Here is a 24136-nt window from a genome sequence, read left to right as displayed (position 1 = left end):
TGAAGTATGGAAGATAAGAATAAAGAGCAGCTTGCAGTTTTTTCCCAGATTGCGGAAGTCATTGAAAAGGACAGCTCGATGATAATAAAGAATCCTGTTCTTGGAGATGTTGTTTTTGCTAACGGAACTCTCGGAAATCTTGAGAAAAAAAACACAGGTGGATTCGGAATAAAGCACATCATAGACGGCCGCTACAGAAAAGACGGACTTGATGAAAAGGAAATTTCCGCATTGCTTTATCTGATAAAAGACACTGTAGAAACCGTAATTCCTGATGACATCTCAAAGAACAGGCTTAATATCAGAAAAAATTCTATATTTGTCGGTGTTTCAAAACAATGGCTTGGAAGTGATGAAAACTGGGTTATAACAGGCTTTGCAGAGAATGATGAAAACAATGCCATCAAAAAAGAAGCGGCAGATGCCATAAAAGCGGTGAACGCGCAATATGGCTATGCACCTGAATTCCTCTCTATCAGCAGACAGGTGGGAGCTGTTATCGCTTCCATTGATAAGATAACACAAATTAATGAAAAGTCAACAGTTAATGCAAAAATAAAAATGCCCGGGCAGCTGATTTATGCATCAGATGAAATCGGGCAAGTGATTGAGCGTGCAACTGGCAAGCAGCTGGTGACGGTCAATCCGACCAGAGCGAACGGCAAAGCCGAACCTCCACGAGCAAATATAACACAAAACGCTGAAAAGTCAACATCAGCAGAACAAAGCTCGGAATCCAAAGTGCTGTACGGGAAGACAACCGTGAATGTTGACGGTCTTGAGCGCGAGTGCGAGCACGGTGTATTGGACGGATTCAAGAATACCGTGAAAATGGTTGACAGGCTGAAATATGAGAATTCCCGGCTTAAAAAAGAAAACATCGAGCTTCACAAAAGACTGGAGCAGAAATCCCATTCAAAGAATCATCATGAAAAGGAGATTGAGCGGTGAAGAACAACAAGAAAGAAAGCTATGTGAAATACGGCGTACTGAAGCAACTTCGTATGACGGAGCAGATGGAAAATTTAATAAAAAGCAAGGCTCTTGAGCATAACACGACTGAAAGCGAGATTATCCGCCAGGCGTTGAGCAACTATATCAACCGCAGTATGAGCGACTCAGAAATCGTTCATGCCTCGCTGGTGGAGAACTCAAGAAAAATCCGCTATCTGGAAAACAAAGTAGAGCTTCTCGCACTGATTGTCATGCAGCAGACGAAATTCATCATGAAGATGTTTCCGAATAGGCAGATAAACAGCGACGAGTTTGTGAACATTGAATACGAAAGATTCGTCAGGGACTGCACGAAGATTCTCAAGTCCAACCATTCAGGGGTTCTTGAAAGCATGATTCTTGACGCTTACGAGCAGGGAGGCGACCAATCATGACAGGAATGGACGGATTCGGACAGCAGGTTAAGATTGACAAGTGGATAAAGAACCTTGAGGACGACATGAGGCTGATTGTTCCGTTTATCGAGGACAGAAACGTCACTGACATCGCGATTGGAATAAACGGCGAGCTTATTGTCAAAGGTTTTGGAATGGGGAAAAAGTTTACAGGAATTTTTTTTGACGACCAGACCACAACAAGAATCATATATGCCACGGCGGCTGTTCTCGGCGTTACTATAGACCCTCATAATCCTATTGTGGAGGGCGTTCTTCCAAAGTGGAAAGTTCGTATTGAGGGAATTTTGCCTCCGCGTGCCGCTCGCAATCCGATGTACTTTATACGCCGTCCTCCGGCAAAGATTTTCTCTATTGAAAGCTATCTTGACGCCGGACGGATTACAAAGGAACGCTATGACCTGCTTATAGAGCATATAAGAAAACGCTCTAATATTGTCATTGGCGGCGAGACTGGAAGCGGAAAGACAACTTTATTGAATGCGATTATAGACAAAATGAGGGAATTCACGCCGGATGACCGCTTCTACATTGTCGAGGATGCAAGCGAGATTCAGTGTAGGGCAAGAGATTACGTTCCAATCTGGGCAGAAGGAAAGGATTGTCTTAAAGCTGTTGGAATCGGAATGAGATGTGATATTGAACGAATTATTTTTGGTGAGCTTCGCTACGGCGATGTTACAAATGAGGTCTTGAAGGCGTGGAATTCAGGTCATACAGGCGGATGTACAACAGTCCATGCGAACTGCGCGCTGTCTATGCTTTCAAGAATCCGAGACCTTTTGAGAGAGGTTCTTCCGGGAGAACTCCCTGATGTGGCTCAGTCTGTGCAGCTTCTTGTACACATGAGGCCGACAAGGAACGGCCCGGTTGTGAGCGAGGTTGTCGAAACGAAACAGATGGGAAGCTCATCGTTCATGGAAGACCTTGAGAGCAACAATCTCATCAGCTGAAAGGAGGTTCCTCAGGAAAATACATTTTCAGGCTTACGAACAGAAACATTTTTATGAGGCGAGCCTCATTCACGAATAGAAATTTTTAGCCTTTTTTTGAACAGAAATTGAGAACACGAACAGAAACTAGAAATTCAGTCCAGGACATACAGGAGTATTTTATGAAGTCCGAAAAAACAGAAAAAGCCGTTCTCAAAATAAAAGGCTTTGTAACAGACAGAAAATTTCTCATGGCGGTTTTCATGCTGTTCATGATTATAGCCCCTACATTCGCGGCCGGCAGCGGCGACACTATCGAGCAGCTTGACACCTGGGGCGACAAAATCCTATCGCTTTTGCAGTCAACATGGGTGAAAGTCCTTCTTCTTGTCGCGCTGATAATCGAGGCTATCGGCGTGGTTGTCGCAGGGCAGCAGGGCGGAGGCGGACAGATTCTCAAAAAGTTCGCTCCGTGGATAATCGGAACTCTGATTCTTCTGTGCTCGTCAGGAATCTGCGCTTACTTTCTCGGCGACTTGAATTTTGAGATTTCAATGACAGAAAAAATCATTCCTGCGGTGAATTCCTTGTCTGCTGGAATCGCATAAAGGGGAAAAACGGACGGCAGATGCTAGAACTTCTGCTATCTGTCTGAATCTTAATTTTCTTGGAGGACAACTTGGAAAACGAACCTACCTTATATGACTATGCAGTGCCGGTTCACCGTGTGCTTCTTCAGCCGAATGTCGTGCTTGGAATCGGAATTACTCCTGCTATGGTTATTCTTGTTCTTACAATTGTGCTGATGAACCTTGTGAGCGTTTGGTGCTTTCCAATCGGGATTGTTCTATTTGTAGCGGCGAAAATTCTCTGCAAGGACGACCCGTATATGATGACGATTCTTTTTGACAGGCTCATGCAGCCTAACTTGTGGAGGGCGGTCTGATGGATGTGCCGTTTCTTGACTTTTTCAGGCTGAACAAGGAAAGCGCGAATATGCTTAAATATATCAGCCCTTACTCATTCATAATGTCACCCGGTGTCTGCCTTTTGAAGAATGGCGCTTTGATGACATCGTACCAGGTTGAATATCCCGACCTTGAGTCGTCATCCCCGGCTTCAACTGCAGCTATGGCGGCTCTGTTCAACCGCACGACAATGGCTCTGGCTCAGCAGGAGGGCTGGGCGATTTTTTTCGACTGCAAGAGATACAAGACGAAAGACTATCCAGCAGGCGAATTCTCGAACCTTGCGGGCTGGCTCATAGACCAGAGGCGCGCGGAGAACTACCACAAGTTCGGCGAGCATTTCACGACCGACTATTACATCTCGTTTGTGTATCAGCTTCCGGGAGACATCGAGAACAAGGCTGCATCGATTTTTTTCAGAAGCGGAAATAAGAAGAGTGTAAACGAGAAGCATTCTCACGGCACGGAAAATCTTTCCGGAATGAAAAAGGAAATCGAGAATTTCCTTGACGAAACTGACAAGGCGATGGGAACTCTCTCGACAAAAATCTGGTGCCACAGGCTTGATGACTCGGAGCTTTTCAGCTACATAAAATCATCGGTGAGCATGAGACGGCAGGATATGTTCTATCCTGAGAACACTTTCTTTTTCCTTGACAACTACATCTGCGATATGGACGTGAAGACCTCAATGCCGCTTAAAATCGGGGACTATTATGTTCCAATAATCGCCGTGATGGATTTTCCGAGCAGCACTTATCCTGCTGTCTTTGACAAGCTGAACCGGACAATGCAGGAGTTCCGGTGGACGACAAGGTTCATTCCGATGAGCAAGGAGATGTCTTCCAAAGAGGCGGACAAGTACCAGAAGCGGATGTACTCCGCAAGAAAAAGCGCAGGTACGATTATCACAGAACTTGCCGCAAATGTTGAAATTGACCGCGAGAATTCAGGCGCTGTCGCGATGGAAAGTGAGGCTAACCAGATTCAGGCGGACATCGCGATGGGAAGCTATGTTCTCGGCTATTACACAAGCAGCCTTATGTGCTGGGACAAAAAACTCTCCGTGGCAAAGGAAAAATCAAGGAAACTTCAGCAGGTTGTGCGCTCATGCGGATTTTCGTGCATGGAAGAAAAAATGAACAACATGGAGGCGTGGGAGGGGATGATGCCCGGAAACGTCTATGCGAATATCCGCCGTCCGCTAATATCCACGCAGAACATGTCTAACATTATTCCGTTAAGCTCCGCATGGCAGGGGATGCTTTACAACGACTTTACGCTTGAAACTTGCGGCTCTGCTGTTCCTCTTGTAACCTGCTCGACAAGCTACGGAACTCCGTTCTTCTTAAATCTGAATGTGCGCGATGTAGGGCATACTTTTATTTTCGGACCGACAGGAGCAGGAAAGTCAACGCTCATGGCTCTTCTCATGGCGCAGGCTACAAAGTACAGGGACGCGAATATTGTCTGTATTGACAAGCAGCTTTCAAGCCGTGCGTTTATGGTTGCTTCCGGCGGAATTTATGTGGAGCCTGGAAAAGACGATGTGGCGTTCCAGCCGCTGAGCGAGCTTCTGAATCCTGAAGAATGCAATGAAGGCGAATACCGCGAAAGCCTGATGTGGTGTCAGCAGTTTATTGAAAGCCTTCTTGTCCAGCAGAATATTGAGACAAGTCCAAAAATGAGCAAGGCGATAAGCGAGACACTTATGCTTCTTTCTGAAAAGGACAGCTCTATGCACGACCTCACATCGTTCCAGCAGTATGTGAACTACACAGATCCGGACACTGGCGACAACACGATAAGAACAGGACTTGATCCGTACTGCCGAGGTGGAGCTTTCGGCTCAATATTTGACGCGGACAAAACGACACTGAATCTTTCCAAGCTGATGACAATAGAGATGGGAAGCCTCATGCGCCTTTCAGAAAAGGCTGTAGCTCCGGCTTTGATGTACATCTTCCGCTATCTTGAAAAGCTTTGGACAGTTCCGCATGGAGAGAGACAGCCGCTGACTTTTCTGTTTCTTGACGAGGCATGGCTCTATCTCCAGCATCCGGTTTTCTCAGGTTTTATACAGGAATGGCTCAGAACTTTAAGAAAGAAAAAAGTGTTCTGTATATTCGCGACACAGGAAGTCAGTGCTGCTAGTAAGTCGTCATTGCGCGACACGATAGTCCAGCAGTGCCTTACAAAGATTTATCTTGCTGACGAGAATGCGGCTCAGACCGCAGAAAGCTACAGGGATTTCGGGCTTACAGACAGCGAGATAGCCGCTCTGTCAGAGGCGGTCATGAAAAGGGACTATTATTTCAAAAACCCGAACGGAAGCCGGATGTTCACCCTTGACCTTGATGCGTTCCAGCTCGCGCTGATTTCAAGCGACCACGAGCTTCTGGACAACCTTGAAAGCAAGTACGGACGAAACACAACAAGGGAACTTGCCTTTGAGCTTCTTGATGCGGTCAGGGAAAAATACAAGAAAATCGGAAAAGACGCGCGTTCTCTTGATTACTCAAAATACAGGGAAATGCTTCTTTCCTCATAAAAACAAAACAGAAAACGGAGTTTATTATGGAAAATATCAGAAAAAAAATAAGCAGAATTGCTCTTTCCTTTGGAATGGCAGTTTTCATGACGCAGAATGTGATGGCTGGAGGATGGCCGGTTTTTGATGTTTCGGGCTGGCTTAATGGAATTGACCAATTATATCAGGGATATGACATGGTGATGAACACAATTACCCAAATTGAGAACCAGTACAACATGATTCAGCAGCAGGTTGAGCGTGCTAAAAGCATTGATTGGGACAATATCTCGTTTGACGGCGACTTTGATATAAGAAACGACATAAGGGACGCGACAAAGCGTGTGAACAGGCTTCTTACTTCCGCACGAAACATAAAGAAGATGATGACAACTCCATCGATAAGTTGCGGAAATGTGAAGTATTCAATCGCAGACCTGTGCGGAATAAATCCTAACAATCAGGACGACTTGTGGGAAAATGACAAGAATCTTCTGACTGCCTGCAGGGACTATAAGCAGTTTATGTCCGAAACAATGCAGAAGACTGTCAGCAGTTTGACGGATGGGCTTGAGGAAGACCAGAAGAAGGCTATCTGGGTGAAGTATGGAATAAGCCCCCAGAACTACGCTTTTGTGCAGCAGAGTGTGAATTCTGTAAAGAAGCAGTGCAGCGAGGTTATGGCGGCGGCAACGGAGGAGGCGAAAAGGATGAAACTTGAGGAGATTGCCATGAAGAACAACACGATTCTTCAGGCGGCTCTTGAGGGCAACCTTGACTCTAACGGAAACCCGACGGAAGCCGGAATTGCCGAGGCACAGCTCAGGCTTACAGACCAGCTTATTCAGGAAGTTTCACAGCTGGGATTCGGCATAAATGACCTTTGCGCGATTACAGCCTCGAAGATGATTGCCGACCAGAACAAGGCGGATGCGGAGCAGGCTAGCACACGAGAGGCGCAGGAAACTGACTACTACAGAAAGAAGACAATTAACTCGCGCTACAAAAGATAGTGCAGATGGAGGTGTGATTTATGGACGCGTTTGACCTTCCTCTTGTGCAGACACTTGAATATTTCGGCGGCGTTATGGCGCAGGGATATAAGTGGGCTGCAATGTACGGAAATCTGTTCGGCCTCATCGGGCTTGCCTGGTCAGGCTTCAAGGTCGCGATGTCGCGCATGACAGTCAAGGATTTCTGGTGGGACACAATCTTTAAATGGGTCGGCTATCTTCTTCTTTTGAACCTTTATCCGGCGATTGTAATTGGAATCGGCGGAATCGCGGGCGAGATAGGAATAAAGGCAGGCGGCGCGAAGGACGCTATTGTTAGCGAGCTGAAAGCCATGCGCTCGTCTATAGAGGCTGACCTTGCGACCGTGAATTCAATCGAGGCTGGAAATGACGAGGACGCAAAGTCCAGGCTTGACGAGCATTCTCCGCAGTCTTTGGGAAACAAGGACAGCTACAATGATTTTGTTGAAAAAGCTTCAGGTGCGATTCCGGGTTTGAAAGGGGGCAACAGATGGGATTCAAATGAGATGAACAGGAAGCTTTCAGAGCAGAGACATGACAAATCTGACGATGAGAATAAGAAATTCAAGAGCCTTTTTCAGGCTGAGACTTTCAAGGCGATAAATGCGATTCTTGGCGACAGAAATCTGGACGGAACAAAGATTGGCGACAATACAGACACGTACATTTCTCTTGACATATTCATAAAGGACGCCGACGGCAATGAGACTTTCTATCTGTCTCCTGGCGCGCTTATAAGAATGACGCTTCTTGCGGCGAATATAATGCACTCGAAAAACACCTCGGCTTTTATTCAGCGAAATGAGGAAATCGATGCGGCGAAACTGAATCCGTTTGTTTCTGCAGGAAGAACCATTCAAAGCGGCATGCAGTTTGTTCTTGACGGAATCGTTGTGTGGTTCTGCGTGATTGTGCTTGCGCTTTGCGTGATATTCGCGCTTGTTCAGTACATCATGACTGTGATTGAGTTCACGATTGTGGCGGCTGTCGGAGTCATCTTCATTCCGCTGCTTCTTTTTGACGGTACTAAGGACATCCCGAAAAAGCTCGTGCCGGTTTTTATAAGCTTCATGGTCAAGATGATTGTCATAACCTTGTGCCTGATGTTCGTCTATTATCTGATAATAGAGTTCACTATAAATACAATCACATCGGACGGATTCGATATTGTGTGGCTTCTTGTGGATGTGGCTTTCAATGCTGTCTTGAGCTACGTGATGACGCAGAACGCTCCGAAGATTGCGCAGACAATCCTGACCGGCCAGCCTCAGCTCAGCATGGGCGAGTTTGTCGCGGCGGCTGGAACTGCTGCTGCGACGGCAGGCGGAATGAAGGCTGCCAGTGCAAATGCGGTGAGAGGCGCGGTCAACACAGGCACGAACATTGCAGGAGAAGCCGGAAAACTCAACTCGGCAAGGAAAAATGCCGCAAGGCAGGTCGCACGGCTTGGCGGAAACAGGAAGCAGGGCAACATGGCGGCTTTCAAGGCGATGGGAGCGGTTGCGACTTCAGATTTAAAAGACCGTGTAAAATCTGGATTCGAGAAATTCTCGAAAGGACACGATTCCATTCCTGGCTGGGATAAGGTTAAGCAGATGACTGGACTTGGTGGTGGCGGACACGGAGCGTCCGGCGGTTCAGGAGGAGCTAGTGCCCATGGAATCTCAGGTCAAGGCTCTACGGCAGGACATGCTGGAGAAATATTTGGAACATCTTCAAATTCTAATTTCAAGACTGCCACGAAATTTGATGAGCGCACAGGAAGTCAGCGTAATATGACGCATAAGGAATTCATGGATGAGAAAAACAGGCAGGGAAAAATGGCTGGAGACAATGCGGCTCTCAAAGTGATGATTGCAGCCGAGGAGGAAAGAAATCAGCAGCAGAACGCTAAGAACTCCGGCTCATCAGAGCTTGGCGACAAGGTTACTGACGGAGTAAGGGCGAATAAGTAATTGGAATTCTAATAGTTCAAGAATATATCATCAAGATTGTTTCTGGTTTTGGTGATATATTTTATTTTTCTAAGATAGAGTATTCGAAACATTGATATAATTTTTCAATCTTTTCGTTGTAAGAAATAATCAAAGAAATAAAATCAAAATAAATATCATCAACGGATGACTTTTCTGTATAAAGTTCTTTCCTGCCATGCGCAATCTCATTTCTTATTTTTTCATGTTTTTTAATATTAATGCAAGAGTATATTTGATTTGCATTTAAGGTTGGAAATATCGACTTAAACAATTCATTTTTTTTCTCTTTAAGTCTTTTTTCTTCATCTTGTTTTCCTAATTTAGTATTTATAAAACATTCAAATGCAGAAAACATAAGAAAAAAAGCCATTCTATAGTCTTTGCTCTGATATTTTCTATAGCTATCAACTATAAGCTGATTGTATAAATCACATGAATTAATATTGTTAGTTATTCCACATAAATGCACGGTACAATAAATATCGATAAAGTCATTCCCTATAAATGCACCTTCTGTTTTACATGTGCAATCATAGTTCAATGTTTTTTCTATGTTGTCAACAGAATAAAGATGTATTTTTTGTAGCTCAAATAAATCGAACTTATCAGGAATTTTTATTTCTAAAAACTTTTCTTTATCTATATTATTTATCTTTTTCAGATTAGTTATATTTTTTAAAAAATCTGGTTTTTCATTTACAGGGAATATATGTGGGGTTATTTCTGAATATGAAATAATGTCAGAATATATATTTGAAAAACTTATTTCTTCATGAAAGTAATAAGTTTGAATTCTTCCTTTCTGAAAATCTGTATATTCAAAATCTGGGAAAAAATCCATTTTAAAAATGCATTCAGATTCTTCTAGTATGCCTTGTGTAATTAAATATTCTTTTATTAAATTTGTTTTTCTCTTGAGATTTTCTTTCATAACAATTGTGCCGATACAGATAAAAAAACTATAATGCCCATAATAATTAAAGGGATTACTGGCAATGTTGCCAAAATAAAACTTCAGAAAATAAAATTCTAAGATTTCTTATTCTAATTGCTATTTAGTTTTCTGTATACTAAAAAAGTCTGTGGAAAAGTAAATTTTTCTATGTTTTCTTTCCCACAGGTTTTACAACAGCCTGCTATCTTGAGACTGAATTCTGCCAGCTGTTTGTGTTTGTCCGCTCCTGAATTTCCCTTTTTCCGAAAACTCCGAAGCCGTTTCCGCCTACAGCCTGAAACTCCCAGCCTTCTTTTCCTAGCTTGTTAAGATAGGCGTTGAAAGAGCCTGTGAATTTTTCGACACGCTCAAGCCGGCCGTTTGCTGTCGTGTATCCAGTTTTTGCATCCTCATAGGACTTTACGACTGTTTCCGGCGTCATGTACTCGAATTGCTTCATTTTTGTCTCCTGTAAAAACTTTTTATTTTCATTTTTTTGAAACCAGATTTATGACTTCTTTTGTAACTGCATCTACAGTTTCTGCTGTTGCTTTCCCTAAAATTAACGGATTTATTTTGACCGGAAATGAAGTGATTCCGCACATCTGAACATTTCCGCTCACATTGCAGTCGCATACAAGCGGAATTCCGTTTTCATCGGACGCTACCGGGCAGGCGATGAAAGTTCCGTTTTTTTCATTTTGTTCTTTTTCTGAGAGAACAAGGAAATTTTTTCCTTTTATGCTTGCGATGTCTCCGTGCTCCGGCACTGTAGTTTTCTTTTCAGCCTCGTCTGACGGAATGAAGAATTCAATCGGATTCACCTCTTCGCAAGTCTGTCTGATGAACGTAAGATTCGGCTTTTTTCTTCCGATTATTATGTTGTACGCCTGAATTTCCGTAAGACCATATTTCTTCGCCATTTCCCTGTAGTCCTTTCTGTGGGCGGCAACATATCTGCATTCTTTTCCCGGCTCAAGTGGAAGAACTGTCTGCGTTTCGTAGGGAATCTGCTCGTCTGTGTAGAAGAGCCATTCAATCGGCGGAACAAGGTGCGACATCGAGCAGACAATCGGGTACGACGGAAGTTTTTCGCCTGTCGCCAATTTGTAGATTGTCGAGTGCGACAGTCCGTTCTCAAGACACCATTTTCTGAGCTTTCTTTCCTCAATCAGCTTTATGAGCTTCTCCTGGGCATAAGTGATTCGTTCTGGGATTTCCTTCAGCATATTGTTTCCTTCCGCAAAAAATTAAATATTGATTCAGTTACAATATATTGCAAAAACGGCTTGATTTACAAGTTCTTTTCGGATTCAAGCAGTTTTATGACACGTTCTTTCCAGGCAAAATGAATCGGTTCAAGCAGCTGGCATGAGATTCTTGCGTAGATTTTGCTTTCAGTTTTCTTCAACTGGGCGTGGACTTTATGGCATTTTAAAACGATTGTCTGCTCCGGGTTGACGAAATTCAGCATCACATTGAAGCTGTCGCAGTCCCTCATTCTCTGGTCGGTGCAAGGCGTGATTATACAGATTCCGTGGATGCTCGCGTCAACAACAGCGCACGGCTGCTGCTTTTTTATTCCGTTCACAAAGACTGTCTGCTCAGGATATGAAAGCCCGAACTTTTCAGAATTTCTCTTTCCGATTTCAATGCGCTCTTCCTTTCTGCGTCCGTATTTTATGTATTTCTCGTCAAGGTTCTCAAGGGCTGAAATAAACGCGGCAGTCTTTTCTTTTTTCTCCGAGCCTGAAATTCTTATATCGCAGAAGTCCTCGCCAGATTCAATGACCGTCGCAATAAATTCTTCGCTCTCTCCGTCCGTGAAGTTTATCTGGACTGAAATTTTCTCGTTTTGCAGGAAGTCGTGCTTCTGTAGCATTGTAAGCGTCCAGATTTCAGAAGTGAATCTTGTAAGAAAGCTCATTATGTCCGCACCGTCTTTTCTGATGGCTATTGACGACACTTTGAGCCACTCAAGAATTTCTTTAGTTATATTCATTTTTTTCTTCCTCCGTGTTTCTTGAATTTTTCATACAGGTACATCACATCGCTCCTTTTTGCTCCGCAGAACTGAATCAGAAACGCCAGCCTGTACCAGAAGAGAAGAGGAAACTTGAATACCTTGTACTCATCTTCTTGCGTCAGAAGCCATACGCATCTTTTCAGATGGTCAACTTTCCGCCCCCTTGCTGTAAAAATCAGGCACAGTTTTGCGTCTATTCCTGGCAAAGAAACCGCCTCTCCGTCCTTTTCCGATTCCCAGCAGGTAGCAATGTACGCCCGGCGGAAACGCTCGAACGTATAAAAAAGCACGATGACGCTGCCTCCGATGTATTTGAAATGCACAAAGTCAGAATTCTCGTCCACATGGGGAACGTCTATAAGGAATCCCTTTGAATAAAGCGTGTACGGCAGCTTCTTTCCGTAAGGAACATCGACCGTGATGTTGTATCTCATTGCAAAATTATATCAAAATATTTCCAGAATTACAAAAAGTATATTGAAATATTTATTAAATTGCAGTATATAGGAATTGTTTTGTAAGAAAATAAATATTTTGTTTTATTTGCAATATTCCTGTCAGGAATAAGAATATTTCGGTTTTCCAGCCCATTTCAGCTGTGCCCGGCACTCCTAGCGCGCAGCCCGGCTGGAATTCCATAGTGGAAAGGAGGCGCATAATGTCAGACGCCATCACTTTAAATCCTTCAAAAAACGAGTGGTTCGGTTCTCTTGTTCCGAGGCACACAGCAAAGCTCATCTCTCAGGGAATCGAGGACAATTCCCTGCCGCTTCTTCCGAACAAGGACGGAAAAATTGAAATCAAGCCGATTTACAACGCGAACAACGGCTTTATTCTGAATGCGAAAGACCTTGTTCCGGCTCAGATTACAAGACAGAAAGCCGGTTATGAAAGCAACATTGTCGCGACAAAAAATTCAATCGACAAGGCCGGGACACGCGTGAAGTCAGGTGAGAAGGGGCTTTTCTACAACTTCAAGAACAAGGAAGGAGAATTCCGCCATTCGCAGTATTTCTTTGCTGAGCAGCTTGAACAGCCCGAACGCCTTGCTGAAAGCGCGAAAATCCGTCAGCCGAACAAGCTTCAAAATGAGACCCTGAAAATTGACTCCGCAGAAAATTATCTTCCGATGTACATTGCCGCCTGCAAGAGCGGAGCGAGCGTTGAGGTTTCGCCTGAAGTTGCGGAGCAGTTCAAGCAGAACATTTCGGCTGTGTGCAAGAACGAGCTTGCAAAGACGCCGGAAGAAAAAACTCCTGGCTTGCCGTCTCTGAATGAATTTCTCTACAACGCTGATGTAAAGGCGAACGAGATTGTGAAGTCCGTTGAAAAGGAAAATGGGCTTGCTCCCCAGCAGAAAAAAGACGAGCGGAAAATTGACCGCAGCGAGTCTATGACCTATTAGAAACAAGCGAAGTTACCCACAGTTCCCACAATCCTACAGGCTTTTTCTTGAGCCTTCCGTCATGTGGAAACTGATGGATAACTTTTTTTATTTTTCAAGGAGCGGATGCAGTGTCTGAAAAAGACTTAAAAATCAAGGCAACAGAAATTCTCGAATATTCCGACAGCGGCAATATAAGCGGTGTTGTCTACCAGATTATAACGGACAGCGATTTTGGAAAGAAGATTGCGCTGGACATCAGGGAGTTGAAAAATGACGAAAAACTTTTATTTGAATTCCGGGACTGGGAAAAAGAAGGTGAATGGAATCCTTATGACCTCAGTGTTCAAATTGTAAAGGAAGATGGACACGGTTCGTTTTCCCGAATCCCTTATCCATTTAAGAATGAGAAATCCGATTCTCTTGATGAAACAGAATCTGTAAAGACATTCAGAAAGGAAATAAAAAAATACATAGATGAAAACAAAGAGAAGCTGCTTTCAGATTTGGAAACGAAAGAAAGTCTTGAGCTTTTTTCAAGGCTTGCCACCGTTCTTGACGAGGGAACTGTCTACACGGCGAGCAATAAGACGCTTGGGGAAATTCAGCTTAGGCATGGAAACAAGTCAACCGGTCTTGCGCATATCATAAACCGCCGCTATGAGGAACGTGTCCTAAACAAATCTGTTCAGATGCAGCCGGAAGATGCGCAGAAAGAAATCACGGCAATATGTTTTCTTGTGGCGGACAGCCTTGACAAGGGCAGCGCATCACAAACTCCACGCGGAAACTGGGAAATAGAAAAAGGCGGAATAAAGGCAATCATCAATAAAGATAGGGAAGGAAAATTTGTCATTACAGGATTTGATGACAAGAAAAACAAAGAGGAAGCGACAGAATCCATAAAAGCGGGAATCGCAAAATATGGCTACACGCCTGAGTTTCTCGATATGTACGCTCAGGTGGGAGCTGTCATTGCTTCCTACGAGCATAGTACACCACAAACTCCACAAAAGTCAAATGAAAATCTTAGTCAGAATCTGCTTGAAGGCTGCGTGAAAATTGAAGTGAACGGCAAGGAGCGCGAGTGCAAAAACGGTGTCCTTGAGGGCTTCAAGAATGCAGTGAAGCTTGTTGACCGGCTTATGGACGTAAACCACCAGCTTGCGGATGAGAACGAGAAGCTGAGAAATCAAATTCAGAATCAAAATAAAAACAAGAAAACGGACATTGAGAGGTAAATCCATGACAAATTTCGCTTCGGACTGGAAGAATTTTGACTCCAACGGACTGAGCGCAGACCAGTTCTTTTATGACCAGCTGTACAAGTCGTTTGCGGAGAACACAAGGAACGGAACATTGCCGTTTTTCAGCAGAGAGCCGGATTCTGTTCCGCGCGAGCTTTCCACCGGGAAAATCATAAACGACGAGAATCTGATTGCCCTGGAGCAGGTCGCGGCTTCAAGAGGGTACAAGTCCAATGTCTGGATTTACGGAAACGAGCTTAACCGCATTCAAAAGGAAACAGGAGCGCTCAACTGGAAAAAGAATGCCTCTCCAGTTCTGTGCCAGACAAAATATTTCGGTGCGACACATCTCAACGAGCAGAACCTTTACATTTCGGAAGGCGGCTCTAAACAGAAGAATCAGTATCTGTACAACATTGATTCGCTTGACGAGCGTTCACGCAAGGCCGTGCTCAAATACTACGAGCGGACTCAGGAAGTTAACAGCGCATACCAGAAAGAAAACCTGAAATCGTTCAGGTCAAACTGTCTTGAAAATCCCGGACACAATGAGAATTTTGCAAAGGCGCGCGAGCGTGTGAAGAAATACAGCAGCATTGACGGAATTGATTTTTCAGCCGCGGTTGACTGCCACTTCAAGCACTGCCTGCAGAATTCTATCGGAAACGGACTGAAGGACAACAGGGAAGCGAACAGGAATTCATGCTACCGGCAGTGCATGGAGCTTGTGAATAAAGTCGAGAGCGGCGAGTACAAGCCCTACGAAGCTGGACGGAAAATCGCACGCGCGCTTGAAAGCGGAACTGAATTCCAGCGGATTGCAGTCGCGAAAAACTACAACCTTGAGAACGCGAAGAAAATCGAGGAGCTGAAAGTCGCCGAGGCGAACATAAACAGACCTTACAGGCGGCGTTCAGACGTCGAGAGATAAAAAGCATTTTTGCAAAAAAATATTTTAAGAGGAAAAAACATGGCAGACATACATTTTGAAATTTTTGACAATGCTGATTTCGGAAACAAGAACCTCCGTTTTTCAGAAGCTCCGGCACAGGAACAGAGAGATTTCCTGAAGCAGAACGGATACGGCTTTACAACAAGATACGGTGGCGTATGGTATCCGCGCACACAGGAAGCGAAAGACAGAAACTCGGACTTTGTGAAAGAATTTGCGGAAAAGTTTTATTCTGAAAACAAAAAAAACTTCCAGTCTAATCAGATTGAGCAGCTTGCGGAATCAGCACTGGAAAACGGCTCAATTGAAATCAAGGCTTCGATTGATAACAGAATCGCATATCTTGAAAATCTTATTGCTGAGCTGAAAGAGGAAAGAAAGCGCGACCAGGAAAAAATCTCACGTCTTGAGGCTGCCCTTGAAAATCAAACTGAGGAAAATATAGCAGAACTTGAAATGCGACAGGAACAAACAGAGCTTGATGACGAGGCTGAATGGGAAAAAGAAAACACTCTCACCGAATCGGAAGAAAGGGCGTATCTTGAAAAGCAGTCTGAAATCAATATTCCTGCGGAGACAATGGAACTCACTTCTGAAATGCTGGATTCCCTGCATGAAGCTGCGGAAAAAGAATCGCTGGCAGATGAGCCGCAGGCTGAAAAAGAAATTCTGCATAGTTCAGAAAAGCAATCTGATGACGACCTGACAGTTTCTCCTAAGGAACTTGCCATTGCAAAGTCCGTGCTTCCGACGGTTCAGTATGTCTCTACGTTGAAATTCGCGCAGGGCGAGGAGCGTGAATTCTTTGTACACAAGATTAAGGAAATTGCGGCCGCTGTAGAGAACGCTCCAAAAATCAATGAGACGGACGGTCTTGAAGAGCACAGAATCGTTCTCCGTTATTTTCATCCGAGCGGAACTCAGTCATTTGTTACAGAAATAGGAAATGACGGAGACGCGTTCGGCTTCCAGTGTCTTAACGATGACTGGGAAAACGCAGAGTGGGGCTATCTCAATATTGACGAGCTGAAAAACATCCTGGGAATGGAAGTTGACTTTCATGTTTCGGCTGGAATGACTGTCGAAAAGTTCATCCAGAAGGAAAAATCCGAGTATGAAAATCTGATTGAAGCCGAAAACGGTCAGATGATGAATCCTGATGAATTCCATAAATGGAATGAAGAGCAGAAAATGCAGTATTCCCAGGAAAATGACGAGCGCGAGGCGGAAAAAGCGGACGAGGATTTTGAGACAACAAAAAGGCTTGATGAGATTGTCTCTGAAATAAAGAATTCAGATTTCACGCTTGAATCAAAATATGAAAACAGTCTTCACTCAGTTGCTCTCAAGAACAAGGACGGAACTGAAATTTTCAGCGCAAGGGAAAACGACAGCATTGTGATTCCAGTGGAGCATACAATCGCTGCCTGGGCAAACGACGAGGCTTCTGAAAAAGCGAAAAGCCTTGCCGATGAATTTTTCAATCTGGTCTGCGAGGACGGAATCCGCGGCGGCGACTATGTAAACGCGGTTTTCAAAAATGAATCTCCAGTGTATGAAGAGGATTTTGAGTCCGACCTGCTAGAAAGTAACATTTCATATACGGCTGAAAATTATTATCAGGTGAACGACCGTTTTGCGATTGAGATTGTTCCGGCGGAAAATTCGCTTTCATCAGAAACAATTGGCGATGACTGGACTGTAAGATTTTACGACATAAATGGCACTGAAAAATTCGGCGAGAAAGGGCAGTTCATCACAAGCTATTACGCAAGCACTATTCTTGAGCATAGAAAAGGAACTGGCCTTTCCATGCAGGGAGATGTTCCGGCCTGGACTTTAGATGCGGAGACTATGGACTATGTCCACGACATAACATTCATGTGGGTGGACAGGCATTCCTCTGTTCAGCAGAAAGAAGAAAGAGAAAACGTAAGAAGCAATCTTCAATCCCAAGACATCTCCGCTCCAAGAACAAAATCTGATTTAAGAAAACTCCGCGAGCAGTGCCGGGAAATTCTCAAAAAGCCTGATTCAGAAATCACAGAAGATGACAAGAAGATTCTTGCCCAGTATGAGGGCGGAGGCGGACTTAATGAGGACGAACGCACAAATTCTGAAGTTCTGAACGCTTTCTACACGCCGGACAATCTCATTGAGAAAGTTTGGGAACTTGTGGACGCTTACGCACCGGACGCAAAGACTGTCCTTGAGCCGTCCGCAGGTGTCGGCAAGTTTGCGAATAACCGTCCGGATAATAAATTCACAATGCACGAGCTTGACGAGACTTCCGCCAGAATCAACAAAATTCTTCACCCGGAAGCGGATGTGATTCAGGGAGCTTTTCAGAAGCAATTCCTTGATGACGGTGAGCGTTTCCTTAAAATCGGGTACGAGCAGTCCAAACATGATGTTGTAATCGGAAATCCGCCTTATGGAAAATACAACGACAAGTACAAGGGCTTGGGCGAGGGAAGAGAATTTGACCGCTACGAGGAATATTTTATTGCAAGGGGACTGGACGCTCTCAAAGATGAGAAGTCGGTTCTTGCGTTTGTCGTTCCAAGCGGATTTTTGAGCACAGCCGATGACAGGCAGAAGAAAGTCATCGCCTCGAAAGGAGAAATTTTAGATGCATACAGACTGCCGGAGGGAACATTTTCCACAACGGAAGTAGGAACTGACATTCTTATCATGCGGAAAAAAGAAAACCTTGATGACAGAGAAAATATCTCCAGCGAGCTTCTGTCAGACGGAGAATGGTTCAAGAATCACCCTGAAAAAATCTTGGGCGAGGTGAAAACACGCACAAACCGGTTCGGAAAGAAAGAGGAATATGTCGCAGTCCATGAAGGTCTTTCCGTTCAGGATGAGCTGAACAAGATTGACAGCTTTGTTGATGAAATAAAAAAGGCCAATCAGACTGAAAAAAAAGAGGCAGAAAAATCTTTTGAAACGCAGCTTGATGAATACAACAGAAAATACTGGGGACCAGTCGGACCGGGGGACACAAGATATGACATTTCGCCTGTTACTGATGAAAGGCTTTCTGAAATAAAAACTCTCAGCAAGGAGCTTTCAGAGTATTTTGAAAACGGAGTCCGCCCAGAAAACGACCGCTTTGTTATAGGAAAAACGCCTCGTGTTCTGCAGGAAACAGGAAGCGAATATACAGATGTTACAGTCTCTGTTTCTGTTGTAAAAAAGGCAGTTGAAACACACGGACTATCAGAAAAAGAAATCCTAAATGCCCTGACAAGGCTTGCAACTCCGATACTTGTCTTTGATTCAGATAAAAATGCGACAGAAAACAAGGTGGAATCAAAACTTGTTCTTACAGATGTGTTCAAAGATGAAAATCCGGTTGCGCTTGCGGTAAATGTGAATGATTCAGTTCAAAAGCAGGAAAATGGACATCGAAAGCAGATAGAAGTTCAGAATATCCGTTCTATTCATGACAGGACAGTTGTTGCTAAAAATGGCGTTGATTTGATTCGTAAATGGACTGATGACGGACTTTGCAGATATGTGGACGACAAAAAAATAACCGACTGGAGTACAGTCGCAAGGGTATACTTCCCTATTGAGGTTCTCCAATCGGATAAGTCAAATATACTCACAAGAACATCTCTTGTCAACAGTGTTTTCTCAGAGCAAATGCTTTCTCCGCTCAACGAAAACGAAAAACTAGAGCCTGAAAAACAAAACTCCACATCTCCAAAAGACAGAAAAGAAAGACTGAACATCGTAAAGTCAAAAGGCGAAGTCATGTCTGCTGAGGAATTCTCACATCTTTACGGACGCAACTTTGACGAACGGGAATTTCCAATATGGAAGGCGACGGACTGGCAGGGCAATATCGACCTCTCAAAACTTTCCGGCTATGACGTACAGTATCTTTCTGAAAGCGGAAAATATGTTGAAAAGAACTTCGGCGAATGGACTCACAAGGAGCTTTTCACAAGCGGCGATATTTATGCAAAGATACAGGAGCAAAGAGAACTTTATGTGAAATCTGATGGAAACAGGATTTTTGCGGACAACATAAAGCTGTTGGAATCTGCAATGAAATCTCCGCTTGAAATTGAGAAGATTCATTTCGGCGTGAAAACCGCGCTTGCAGAAACTTTTACGGTTGAGCATATCGACGCGGAAGGAAACAAGGTCAATCTTAATCTTCAGGAATCTTTCATTCTTTGGGCGCAGAACGCGAAACTTGCAGACCGGAAATGGCGCGGCGACATCGACTTTGCGACAGCGAACATCTCACGAGAGGAGCTTGGCGAGGAACTCACTTTCTATGACATCGTGAACTATATCGACGGAAAGCCTGTAAAAGCCGAGGCAGTGAGGGGCTGGCGCACTTATGACATGAGCGAAGAGGAGAAGGCTGCGGAAAAAGCGGAGCGAAGAAAAGAAGCCGACCTTAAACGCCAGGCACGCAGCGACACTGCAAACCGCCTGTTTGACCGCTATCTCCATGAAGGACTTTCAGAATCTGACAAGAAAAGACTTTCCGCTGAATACAACCGGCGGTTCAACTCCTATATAGCGCCTGACTATTCAAAACTGCCTCTTTTTGTTGACGGAATGAGCGCATACAAGGGCGACTCGAAATTCAAGCTGTACGACCAGCAGATAAAAGGAATTTCATTTTTGTGCAACAAGGGAAACGGAATCCTTGCTTATGATGTAGGAGTTGGAAAAACCGCCGCAGGAATTGTCGCGACAGTGAACCAGATTCAGACAGGAAGAAGCAGCCGGCCGCTTATCGTTGTTCCGAACCAAGTCTATTCAAAATGGTACACGGATATAAGACAGCTTTTCCCGAATATAAAAGTGAACGACCTCTATAATTTTGGAAAAGATTCCGTTGAAAAATATATTGATTCTGAAAATCTCCACAGATTGAATATTCCAGAGAACTCTATTTCGCTTTGCACTTACGAAGCCCTGAAAAATATCACCTTTACAGACGAATCTTGTGAAAATGAACTTTACGAGGATTTTGCAAGCCTTCTGAGCGCAGATATGGATGGAAGTGCAAGGGATAATGCGGAAAGCTCCGACAAAATCAAGGGGATAATCGGTTCTGCAAGCCATGTTAAGGACGAGAGCTATTTCTTCTATGAGGACTGCGGATTTGACAATCTTACAGTGGATGAGGCGCACAACTTCAAGAATCTGTGGGTTGTTCCACGTCCGAAGAAAAAAGGCGAGTCAAATGAGTATGCAGGAATTCCGAGCGGAAAGCCGTCCGCACGTGCTCTAAAAATGTATGGAATGACGCAGCTTACCCAAAGGCACAATGACGACAGAAACGTTTTCATGCTTACGGCAACTCCGTTCACAAACAGTCCGACGGAAGTCTACTCAATGCTTTCGTATGTAGGGCGCGAGCGCCTGAAGCAGGCTGGAATCACTTCGTTGCGAGCGTTCTTCGATGAATTTGCACAGACAAAGCAGGAGCTTGGCGTAACCTCGACAGGAAATATCGACACAAAGCAGGTTATGAAAAGTTGGAAGGAGCTTTCCGCACTGCAGAACATTCTTACGGAATTCATTGACAAGGTTGACGGAGAGGAGGCTGGAATTATTCGCCCGAACAAGTTCACCCATGTCAAGCCGCTTGATATGTCGGACTTGCAGAAGGAAATGCGCGAGATTGACGAGGAGCGCATGGCGGAAGTCAAGGAAGGCAACAGCGCGGCTGTTATTGTCGCAATGAACAATATGCGTCTTTCGTGCGTTGCTCCGGCTCTTGCAAATCCTGCCATGTATCCAGGCATTGAGCTTCCTCCGCTTTCAAAGCTTGTCGAAACTTCTCCGAAGCTGAAATTTGTATGCGACGCGATAATCGATATGTACAAGGGCAATCCTGAAAAAGGGCAGTTCATGTATGTTCCGCTTGGAAAAGAAAGCCACGGAATAATAAAGGACTATCTTGTCGCACACGGAATTCCAAAGAATGCTGTAGAAATCATAAACGGCGAAGTGAACAATACTCCTGAAAAGAAAGAAAAAATCACTTCATGCTTCAATGACGAGAAGAATCCTTGCAAAATCATTATCGGCGGAAAAAACACTTCCGAAGGAATCGACCTGAATGGAAACAGCTTTGTCATGTACAACTGCTCTTTGGGCTGGAATCCGAGCGAGACAATTCAGGCGGAAGGAAGAATCTGGAGGCAGGGAAATCTTCAGGGAAATGTCCACATTGTCTACCCGGTAATGAACGATTCAATCGATTCAGTCCTTTATCAGAAGCACGATGAGAAACGAAGCCGAATAAACGAACTTTGGAACTACAAGGGCGATTCTCTCAATGTCGAGGATATAAATCCGGAAGACTTGAAGCTTGACCTTATAAAAGATCCGCATAAAAAAGCAAAACTTATTTTACAGGAAGAGACAAAGGAGGCTCGCGCGGAACTTTCAAGGCTGAACCTCAAAATAAAGTCGTTTGATGAGATTATTGAAAAGCGCAAGCAGCTTGAGCTTGATTTTTCGGATGCGAAGGAAACTGTTGACTATCAGAAGAAGCAGATTGAATCCTACAAAGGAAGCGGTCTTGAAGTTCCTGAATGGATAAAGTCAGAGCTAAAAGACTGCAACAAGAAATTCGTAAAGGCAGAAGCAGGTCTTGAAAAAGTCAATGAAAAACTTTCTTCCCTTAAGATTACAGACTCCGAAAAAGAAGCGGAATACATCCACAATTTGAACAGTCAGAAGCACGCCTGCGAGGAAAAAATCAATAATATTGAAAAAACTTTGTCGCAGATTCTCAAAAAACTTGAGATAGAAAGAATGGAACAGAAGCTCATCGAATATCCTGTTGAAAAACAGCGTGAAATTCTTGAAGCCGACATTCTAAACAATCTCCGCCCTATGAAGGAAGTCGAGTATGAGATTAAGACAATGCGGCACGAGGCTATGCTTTCTGAAAAACTTAAAGCCGGTGAAATCACGGAGAGCGAATTCAGGCTTTACAAAAATGCCGGGTATGAAAAATACGAGAAATGGCTGAACGGAGAGATTGAATCTCTGGAAGAAAAGTCCGTGAAAAATGAAGCCGCCAATGAAAACTCTTTTATTAAAAATGAAAACGATATTGAAAAAATCATTGTCTATTACGGCGGACACTGGGCGGACGAGCGCGGCGAAAAAGGCAAAGGCTGGAAGTACCAGGAGAAATCATTTGACAATCCGAAAGACGCACTGGATTTCTATAGGACTGCGAAAATTCCAAAAGATGTTGGAGCAGCAAATAAAAACGGCTTCCGCTTCAATTTTATGAATCCGGAAGAGCGGCTTCTAAAGATGATTTCAGAACAGGACAAGACTGTGTCTGTTAAAAACGAAAATGTCTCAGAAAATGCAGCTGTTGAAAAGCCAGAGCAGAAAGACTTGAAAAAAGCTGCTGAAAAAGCAGAGCCTGCAAAACAGCCTGAACAGAATATGGATTCTCTTTATTCAGATTCAGGAAGCCTTTTCTTTGGATTTGATGATTCTGACATTTTGTCTGTTCATTCACTGGAAAACGAATACAGAAAAACGCTTCCGTATGACGATTTCTCAATAACAGAACGCCAGCTCACAGAATCAGAACTGAAGCGCGACGAGATTATATTTCCTGTTCTGAACGGAAAAGAGTCAGGAATGTACAAGGCATTCAAGGTTTTTGCCGAGCACGGTGTTTTTGATGTTCAGGGAAAAACTGTTGAGGTTGACGATTTCGGCAGAATTTCCGGGACAGGATGGAATCAGCTTCAGTCAGCGATGGAAATCTACAGAAACAAGCAGTTCGAGACATTCCGCTATGTTCTGATTGGACGTGAGAACGGCGAGATAAAAGATCAGCTTGCGGTAAAGTCGTATTCTCCAAACCGCTGCGCAGTTTCCACTCCTGACTTGCAGACAATAAAGCAGGTTATAACACGCGCGGAGGAACTTGACTGCATGGTTGCGGCTGTTCACAACCATCCGAGCGGAAACACGGTTGAAAGCTCTTTTGATACGGAATTGACAGAATCCTTGAAGAGAAATCTCACAAATGGAAACGGATTGTGCCGTTTTGCAGGACACATAATTCTCGACCACGACACGTTCAATCTCTACACGCCGGAAAACGGCTGGAAGATGAAGCTGAATTCAAATGCCTATGGAAATTCAGAGGATAAGCTGCTCAACAGGAATTTTGCATTCTTAGAGGATTCTGTTGACTATACCTGGCAACTTGAAAATGTCGCGAAGAAGATAAACGACAAGAACAACTGGAATGACAATTTTATTCCTGTTGTATTTGCTGATTCATTGAACCATGTTTCAGGAATCAAACTGTACGACAAGTCATTTTTTGACAACGAGCCGCAGAAAATCAGGAACGAGCTTCAGTTCTCTGGTCTTGAGGCGAATTCTGTAAAGGCTTTTCCAGTCATTACAAAGAACTTCTCTGAAACAATGTCCGCTGTTGACGAACTTCTGTTCGAGGACAAACTGAAAAATCTTGTTGAGCACAGCGCATTCATCGACGCAGCCTTGCCGGAATCAACTGTTACGGAGAAATTCAATATTCTTCCCGGAAGACAATACTTTGATGTCCACGGAGCGAAATTGAAAAATCCAGACATCGAGGCGACCTGGCAGACAAGAATAAATCCCGCGCTTTTCAGCGAGCCGGAACAGAAAACAATGCGGAAAAAAGAAGTCGCATTTGAAAGATAAAATTTTACCAGGAGAAAAAA

17 protein-coding genes are annotated in these 24136 nt (G+C 44.0%); 12 read left to right on the top strand and 5 right to left on the bottom strand.

Annotated elements, in window-relative coordinates:
* Nucleotides 1-6: 6 nt before the first annotated feature.
* From TRESU_RS08920 to TRESU_RS08885, 8 genes are all read left to right on the top strand, one after another.
* Nucleotides 7-951 carry a putative barnase/colicin E5 family endoribonuclease gene (locus TRESU_RS08920; RefSeq protein WP_013701924.1) on the top strand — a complete coding sequence of 315 codons (945 nt, stop codon included), beginning with the start codon at nt 7-9 and terminating at the stop codon, nt 949-951.
* Nucleotides 948-1388, top strand: coding sequence for a hypothetical protein (locus TRESU_RS08915; RefSeq protein ID WP_013701923.1), 441 nt, complete (start codon nt 948-950; stop codon nt 1386-1388). Before TRESU_RS08920 ends, TRESU_RS08915 begins: the two co-directional genes overlap by 4 nt.
* Nucleotides 1385-2362 (top strand): ATPase, T2SS/T4P/T4SS family, encoded by a 978-nt coding sequence (locus TRESU_RS08910; RefSeq protein WP_013701922.1) that lies wholly within the window; start codon nt 1385-1387, stop codon nt 2360-2362. Before TRESU_RS08915 ends, TRESU_RS08910 begins: the two co-directional genes overlap by 4 nt.
* Before the next feature lie 161 nt (nt 2363-2523).
* The gene (locus TRESU_RS08905) at nt 2524-2949 is read left to right on the top strand and encodes a TrbC/VirB2 family protein (RefSeq protein ID WP_013701921.1); all 426 of its coding nucleotides are present in this window, start codon (nt 2524-2526) and stop codon (nt 2947-2949) included.
* Nucleotides 2950-3020: 71 nt separating this feature from the next.
* Nucleotides 3021-3287 (top strand): VirB3 family type IV secretion system protein, encoded by a 267-nt coding sequence (locus tag TRESU_RS08900; protein ID WP_013701920.1) that lies wholly within the window; start codon nt 3021-3023, stop codon nt 3285-3287.
* On the top strand, nt 3287-5860 hold the full coding sequence (locus tag TRESU_RS08895) for a TraG/VirB4 family ATPase (protein ID WP_013701919.1): 2574 nt from the start codon (nt 3287-3289) through the stop codon (nt 5858-5860). The genes TRESU_RS08900 and TRESU_RS08895 overlap by 1 nt, the downstream gene beginning before the upstream one ends.
* Nucleotides 5861-5886: 26 nt before the next feature.
* Nucleotides 5887-6852, top strand: coding sequence for a hypothetical protein (locus tag TRESU_RS08890; protein ID WP_013701918.1), 966 nt, complete (start codon nt 5887-5889; stop codon nt 6850-6852).
* Nucleotides 6853-6872: 20 nt separating this feature from the next.
* Complete coding sequence (locus tag TRESU_RS08885; RefSeq protein ID WP_013701917.1) at nt 6873-8828, top strand: type IV secretion system protein; 1956 nt, start codon at nt 6873-6875, stop codon at nt 8826-8828.
* 61 nt (nt 8829-8889) lie between these two features.
* Here TRESU_RS08885 and TRESU_RS08880 read toward each other — a convergent pair whose 3' ends face one another.
* The 5 genes from TRESU_RS08880 to TRESU_RS08860 all read right to left on the bottom strand — a co-directional run bounded on the left by TRESU_RS08880 (nt 8890) and on the right by TRESU_RS08860 (nt 12243).
* Nucleotides 8890-9780 (bottom strand): hypothetical protein, encoded by an 891-nt coding sequence (locus TRESU_RS08880; protein WP_013701916.1) that lies wholly within the window; start codon nt 9778-9780, stop codon nt 8890-8892.
* 205 nt (nt 9781-9985) lie between these two features.
* Nucleotides 9986-10243 carry a hypothetical protein gene (locus TRESU_RS08875; protein ID WP_013701915.1) on the bottom strand — a complete coding sequence of 86 codons (258 nt, stop codon included), beginning with the start codon at nt 10241-10243 and terminating at the stop codon, nt 9986-9988.
* A 28-nt stretch (nt 10244-10271) separates the two neighbouring features.
* On the bottom strand, nt 10272-11012 hold the full coding sequence (locus TRESU_RS08870; protein ID WP_013701914.1) for a hypothetical protein: 741 nt from the start codon (nt 11010-11012) through the stop codon (nt 10272-10274).
* Between the two features lie 65 nt (nt 11013-11077).
* Entirely contained in the window at nt 11078-11785 is a 708-nt protein-coding gene (locus TRESU_RS08865) for a PilZ domain-containing protein (protein ID WP_013701913.1), read from the bottom strand.
* Complete coding sequence (locus tag TRESU_RS08860) at nt 11782-12243, bottom strand: hypothetical protein (RefSeq protein WP_013701912.1); 462 nt, start codon at nt 12241-12243, stop codon at nt 11782-11784. Before TRESU_RS08860 ends, TRESU_RS08865 begins: the two co-directional genes overlap by 4 nt.
* Before the next feature lie 224 nt (nt 12244-12467).
* On the opposite strand from TRESU_RS08860, the gene TRESU_RS08850 reads away from it, so the two are divergent.
* The 4 genes from TRESU_RS08850 (at nt 12468) to TRESU_RS08835 (ending at nt 24116) form a co-directional block, all read left to right on the top strand.
* Nucleotides 12468-13214, top strand: a complete 747-nt coding sequence (locus TRESU_RS08850) for an ArdC-like ssDNA-binding domain-containing protein (RefSeq protein WP_013701911.1) — start codon at nt 12468-12470, stop codon at nt 13212-13214.
* Between the two features lie 110 nt (nt 13215-13324).
* A complete protein-coding gene (locus tag TRESU_RS08845; RefSeq protein ID WP_013701910.1) occupies nt 13325-14434 on the top strand; it encodes a hypothetical protein in 1110 nt (369 codons plus the stop codon).
* A gap of 4 nt (nt 14435-14438) precedes the next feature.
* The gene (locus tag TRESU_RS08840; protein ID WP_013701909.1) at nt 14439-15371 is read left to right on the top strand and encodes a hypothetical protein; all 933 of its coding nucleotides are present in this window, start codon (nt 14439-14441) and stop codon (nt 15369-15371) included.
* Nucleotides 15372-15410: 39 nt separating this feature from the next.
* On the top strand, nt 15411-24116 hold the full coding sequence (locus TRESU_RS08835) for a MuF-C-terminal domain-containing protein (protein WP_013701908.1): 8706 nt from the start codon (nt 15411-15413) through the stop codon (nt 24114-24116).
* The last annotated feature ends 20 nt before the right edge of the window (nt 24117-24136 follow it).

This window comes from Treponema succinifaciens DSM 2489 (genome assembly GCF_000195275.1).
Taxonomy (GTDB): domain Bacteria; phylum Spirochaetota; class Spirochaetia; order Treponematales; family Treponemataceae; genus Treponema_D; species Treponema_D succinifaciens.
The sequence above is the reverse complement of the archived record's forward strand: the minus strand, read 5'-3'. Positions and strand labels throughout refer to the sequence as shown.

Excerpts from the sequence above, each read along its gene's own strand:
- TRESU_RS08870 (WP_013701914.1), bottom strand. The coding sequence starts at position 11,012 with ATGCTGAAGGAAATCCCAGAACGAATCACTTATGCCCAGGAGAAGCTC.
- TRESU_RS08890 (WP_013701918.1), top strand. The coding sequence starts at position 5,887 with ATGGAAAATATCAGAAAAAAAATAAGCAGAATTGCTCTTTCCTTTGGA.
- TRESU_RS08860 (WP_013701912.1), bottom strand. The coding sequence starts at position 12,243 with ATGAGATACAACATCACGGTCGATGTTCCTTACGGAAAGAAGCTGCCG.
- TRESU_RS08850 (WP_013701911.1), top strand. The coding sequence starts at position 12,468 with ATGTCAGACGCCATCACTTTAAATCCTTCAAAAAACGAGTGGTTCGGT.
- TRESU_RS08865 (WP_013701913.1), bottom strand. The coding sequence starts at position 11,785 with ATGAATATAACTAAAGAAATTCTTGAGTGGCTCAAAGTGTCGTCAATA.
- TRESU_RS08885 (WP_013701917.1), top strand. The coding sequence starts at position 6,873 with ATGGACGCGTTTGACCTTCCTCTTGTGCAGACACTTGAATATTTCGGC.
- TRESU_RS08840 (WP_013701909.1), top strand. The coding sequence starts at position 14,439 with ATGACAAATTTCGCTTCGGACTGGAAGAATTTTGACTCCAACGGACTG.
- TRESU_RS08875 (WP_013701915.1), bottom strand. The coding sequence starts at position 10,243 with ATGAAGCAATTCGAGTACATGACGCCGGAAACAGTCGTAAAGTCCTAT.
- TRESU_RS08920 (WP_013701924.1), top strand. The coding sequence starts at position 7 with ATGGAAGATAAGAATAAAGAGCAGCTTGCAGTTTTTTCCCAGATTGCG.
- TRESU_RS08910 (WP_013701922.1), top strand. The coding sequence starts at position 1,385 with ATGACAGGAATGGACGGATTCGGACAGCAGGTTAAGATTGACAAGTGG.
- TRESU_RS08895 (WP_013701919.1), top strand. The coding sequence starts at position 3,287 with ATGGATGTGCCGTTTCTTGACTTTTTCAGGCTGAACAAGGAAAGCGCG.
- TRESU_RS08905 (WP_013701921.1), top strand. The coding sequence starts at position 2,524 with ATGAAGTCCGAAAAAACAGAAAAAGCCGTTCTCAAAATAAAAGGCTTT.
- TRESU_RS08880 (WP_013701916.1), bottom strand. The coding sequence starts at position 9,780 with ATGAAAGAAAATCTCAAGAGAAAAACAAATTTAATAAAAGAATATTTA.
- TRESU_RS08835 (WP_013701908.1), top strand. The coding sequence starts at position 15,411 with ATGGCAGACATACATTTTGAAATTTTTGACAATGCTGATTTCGGAAAC.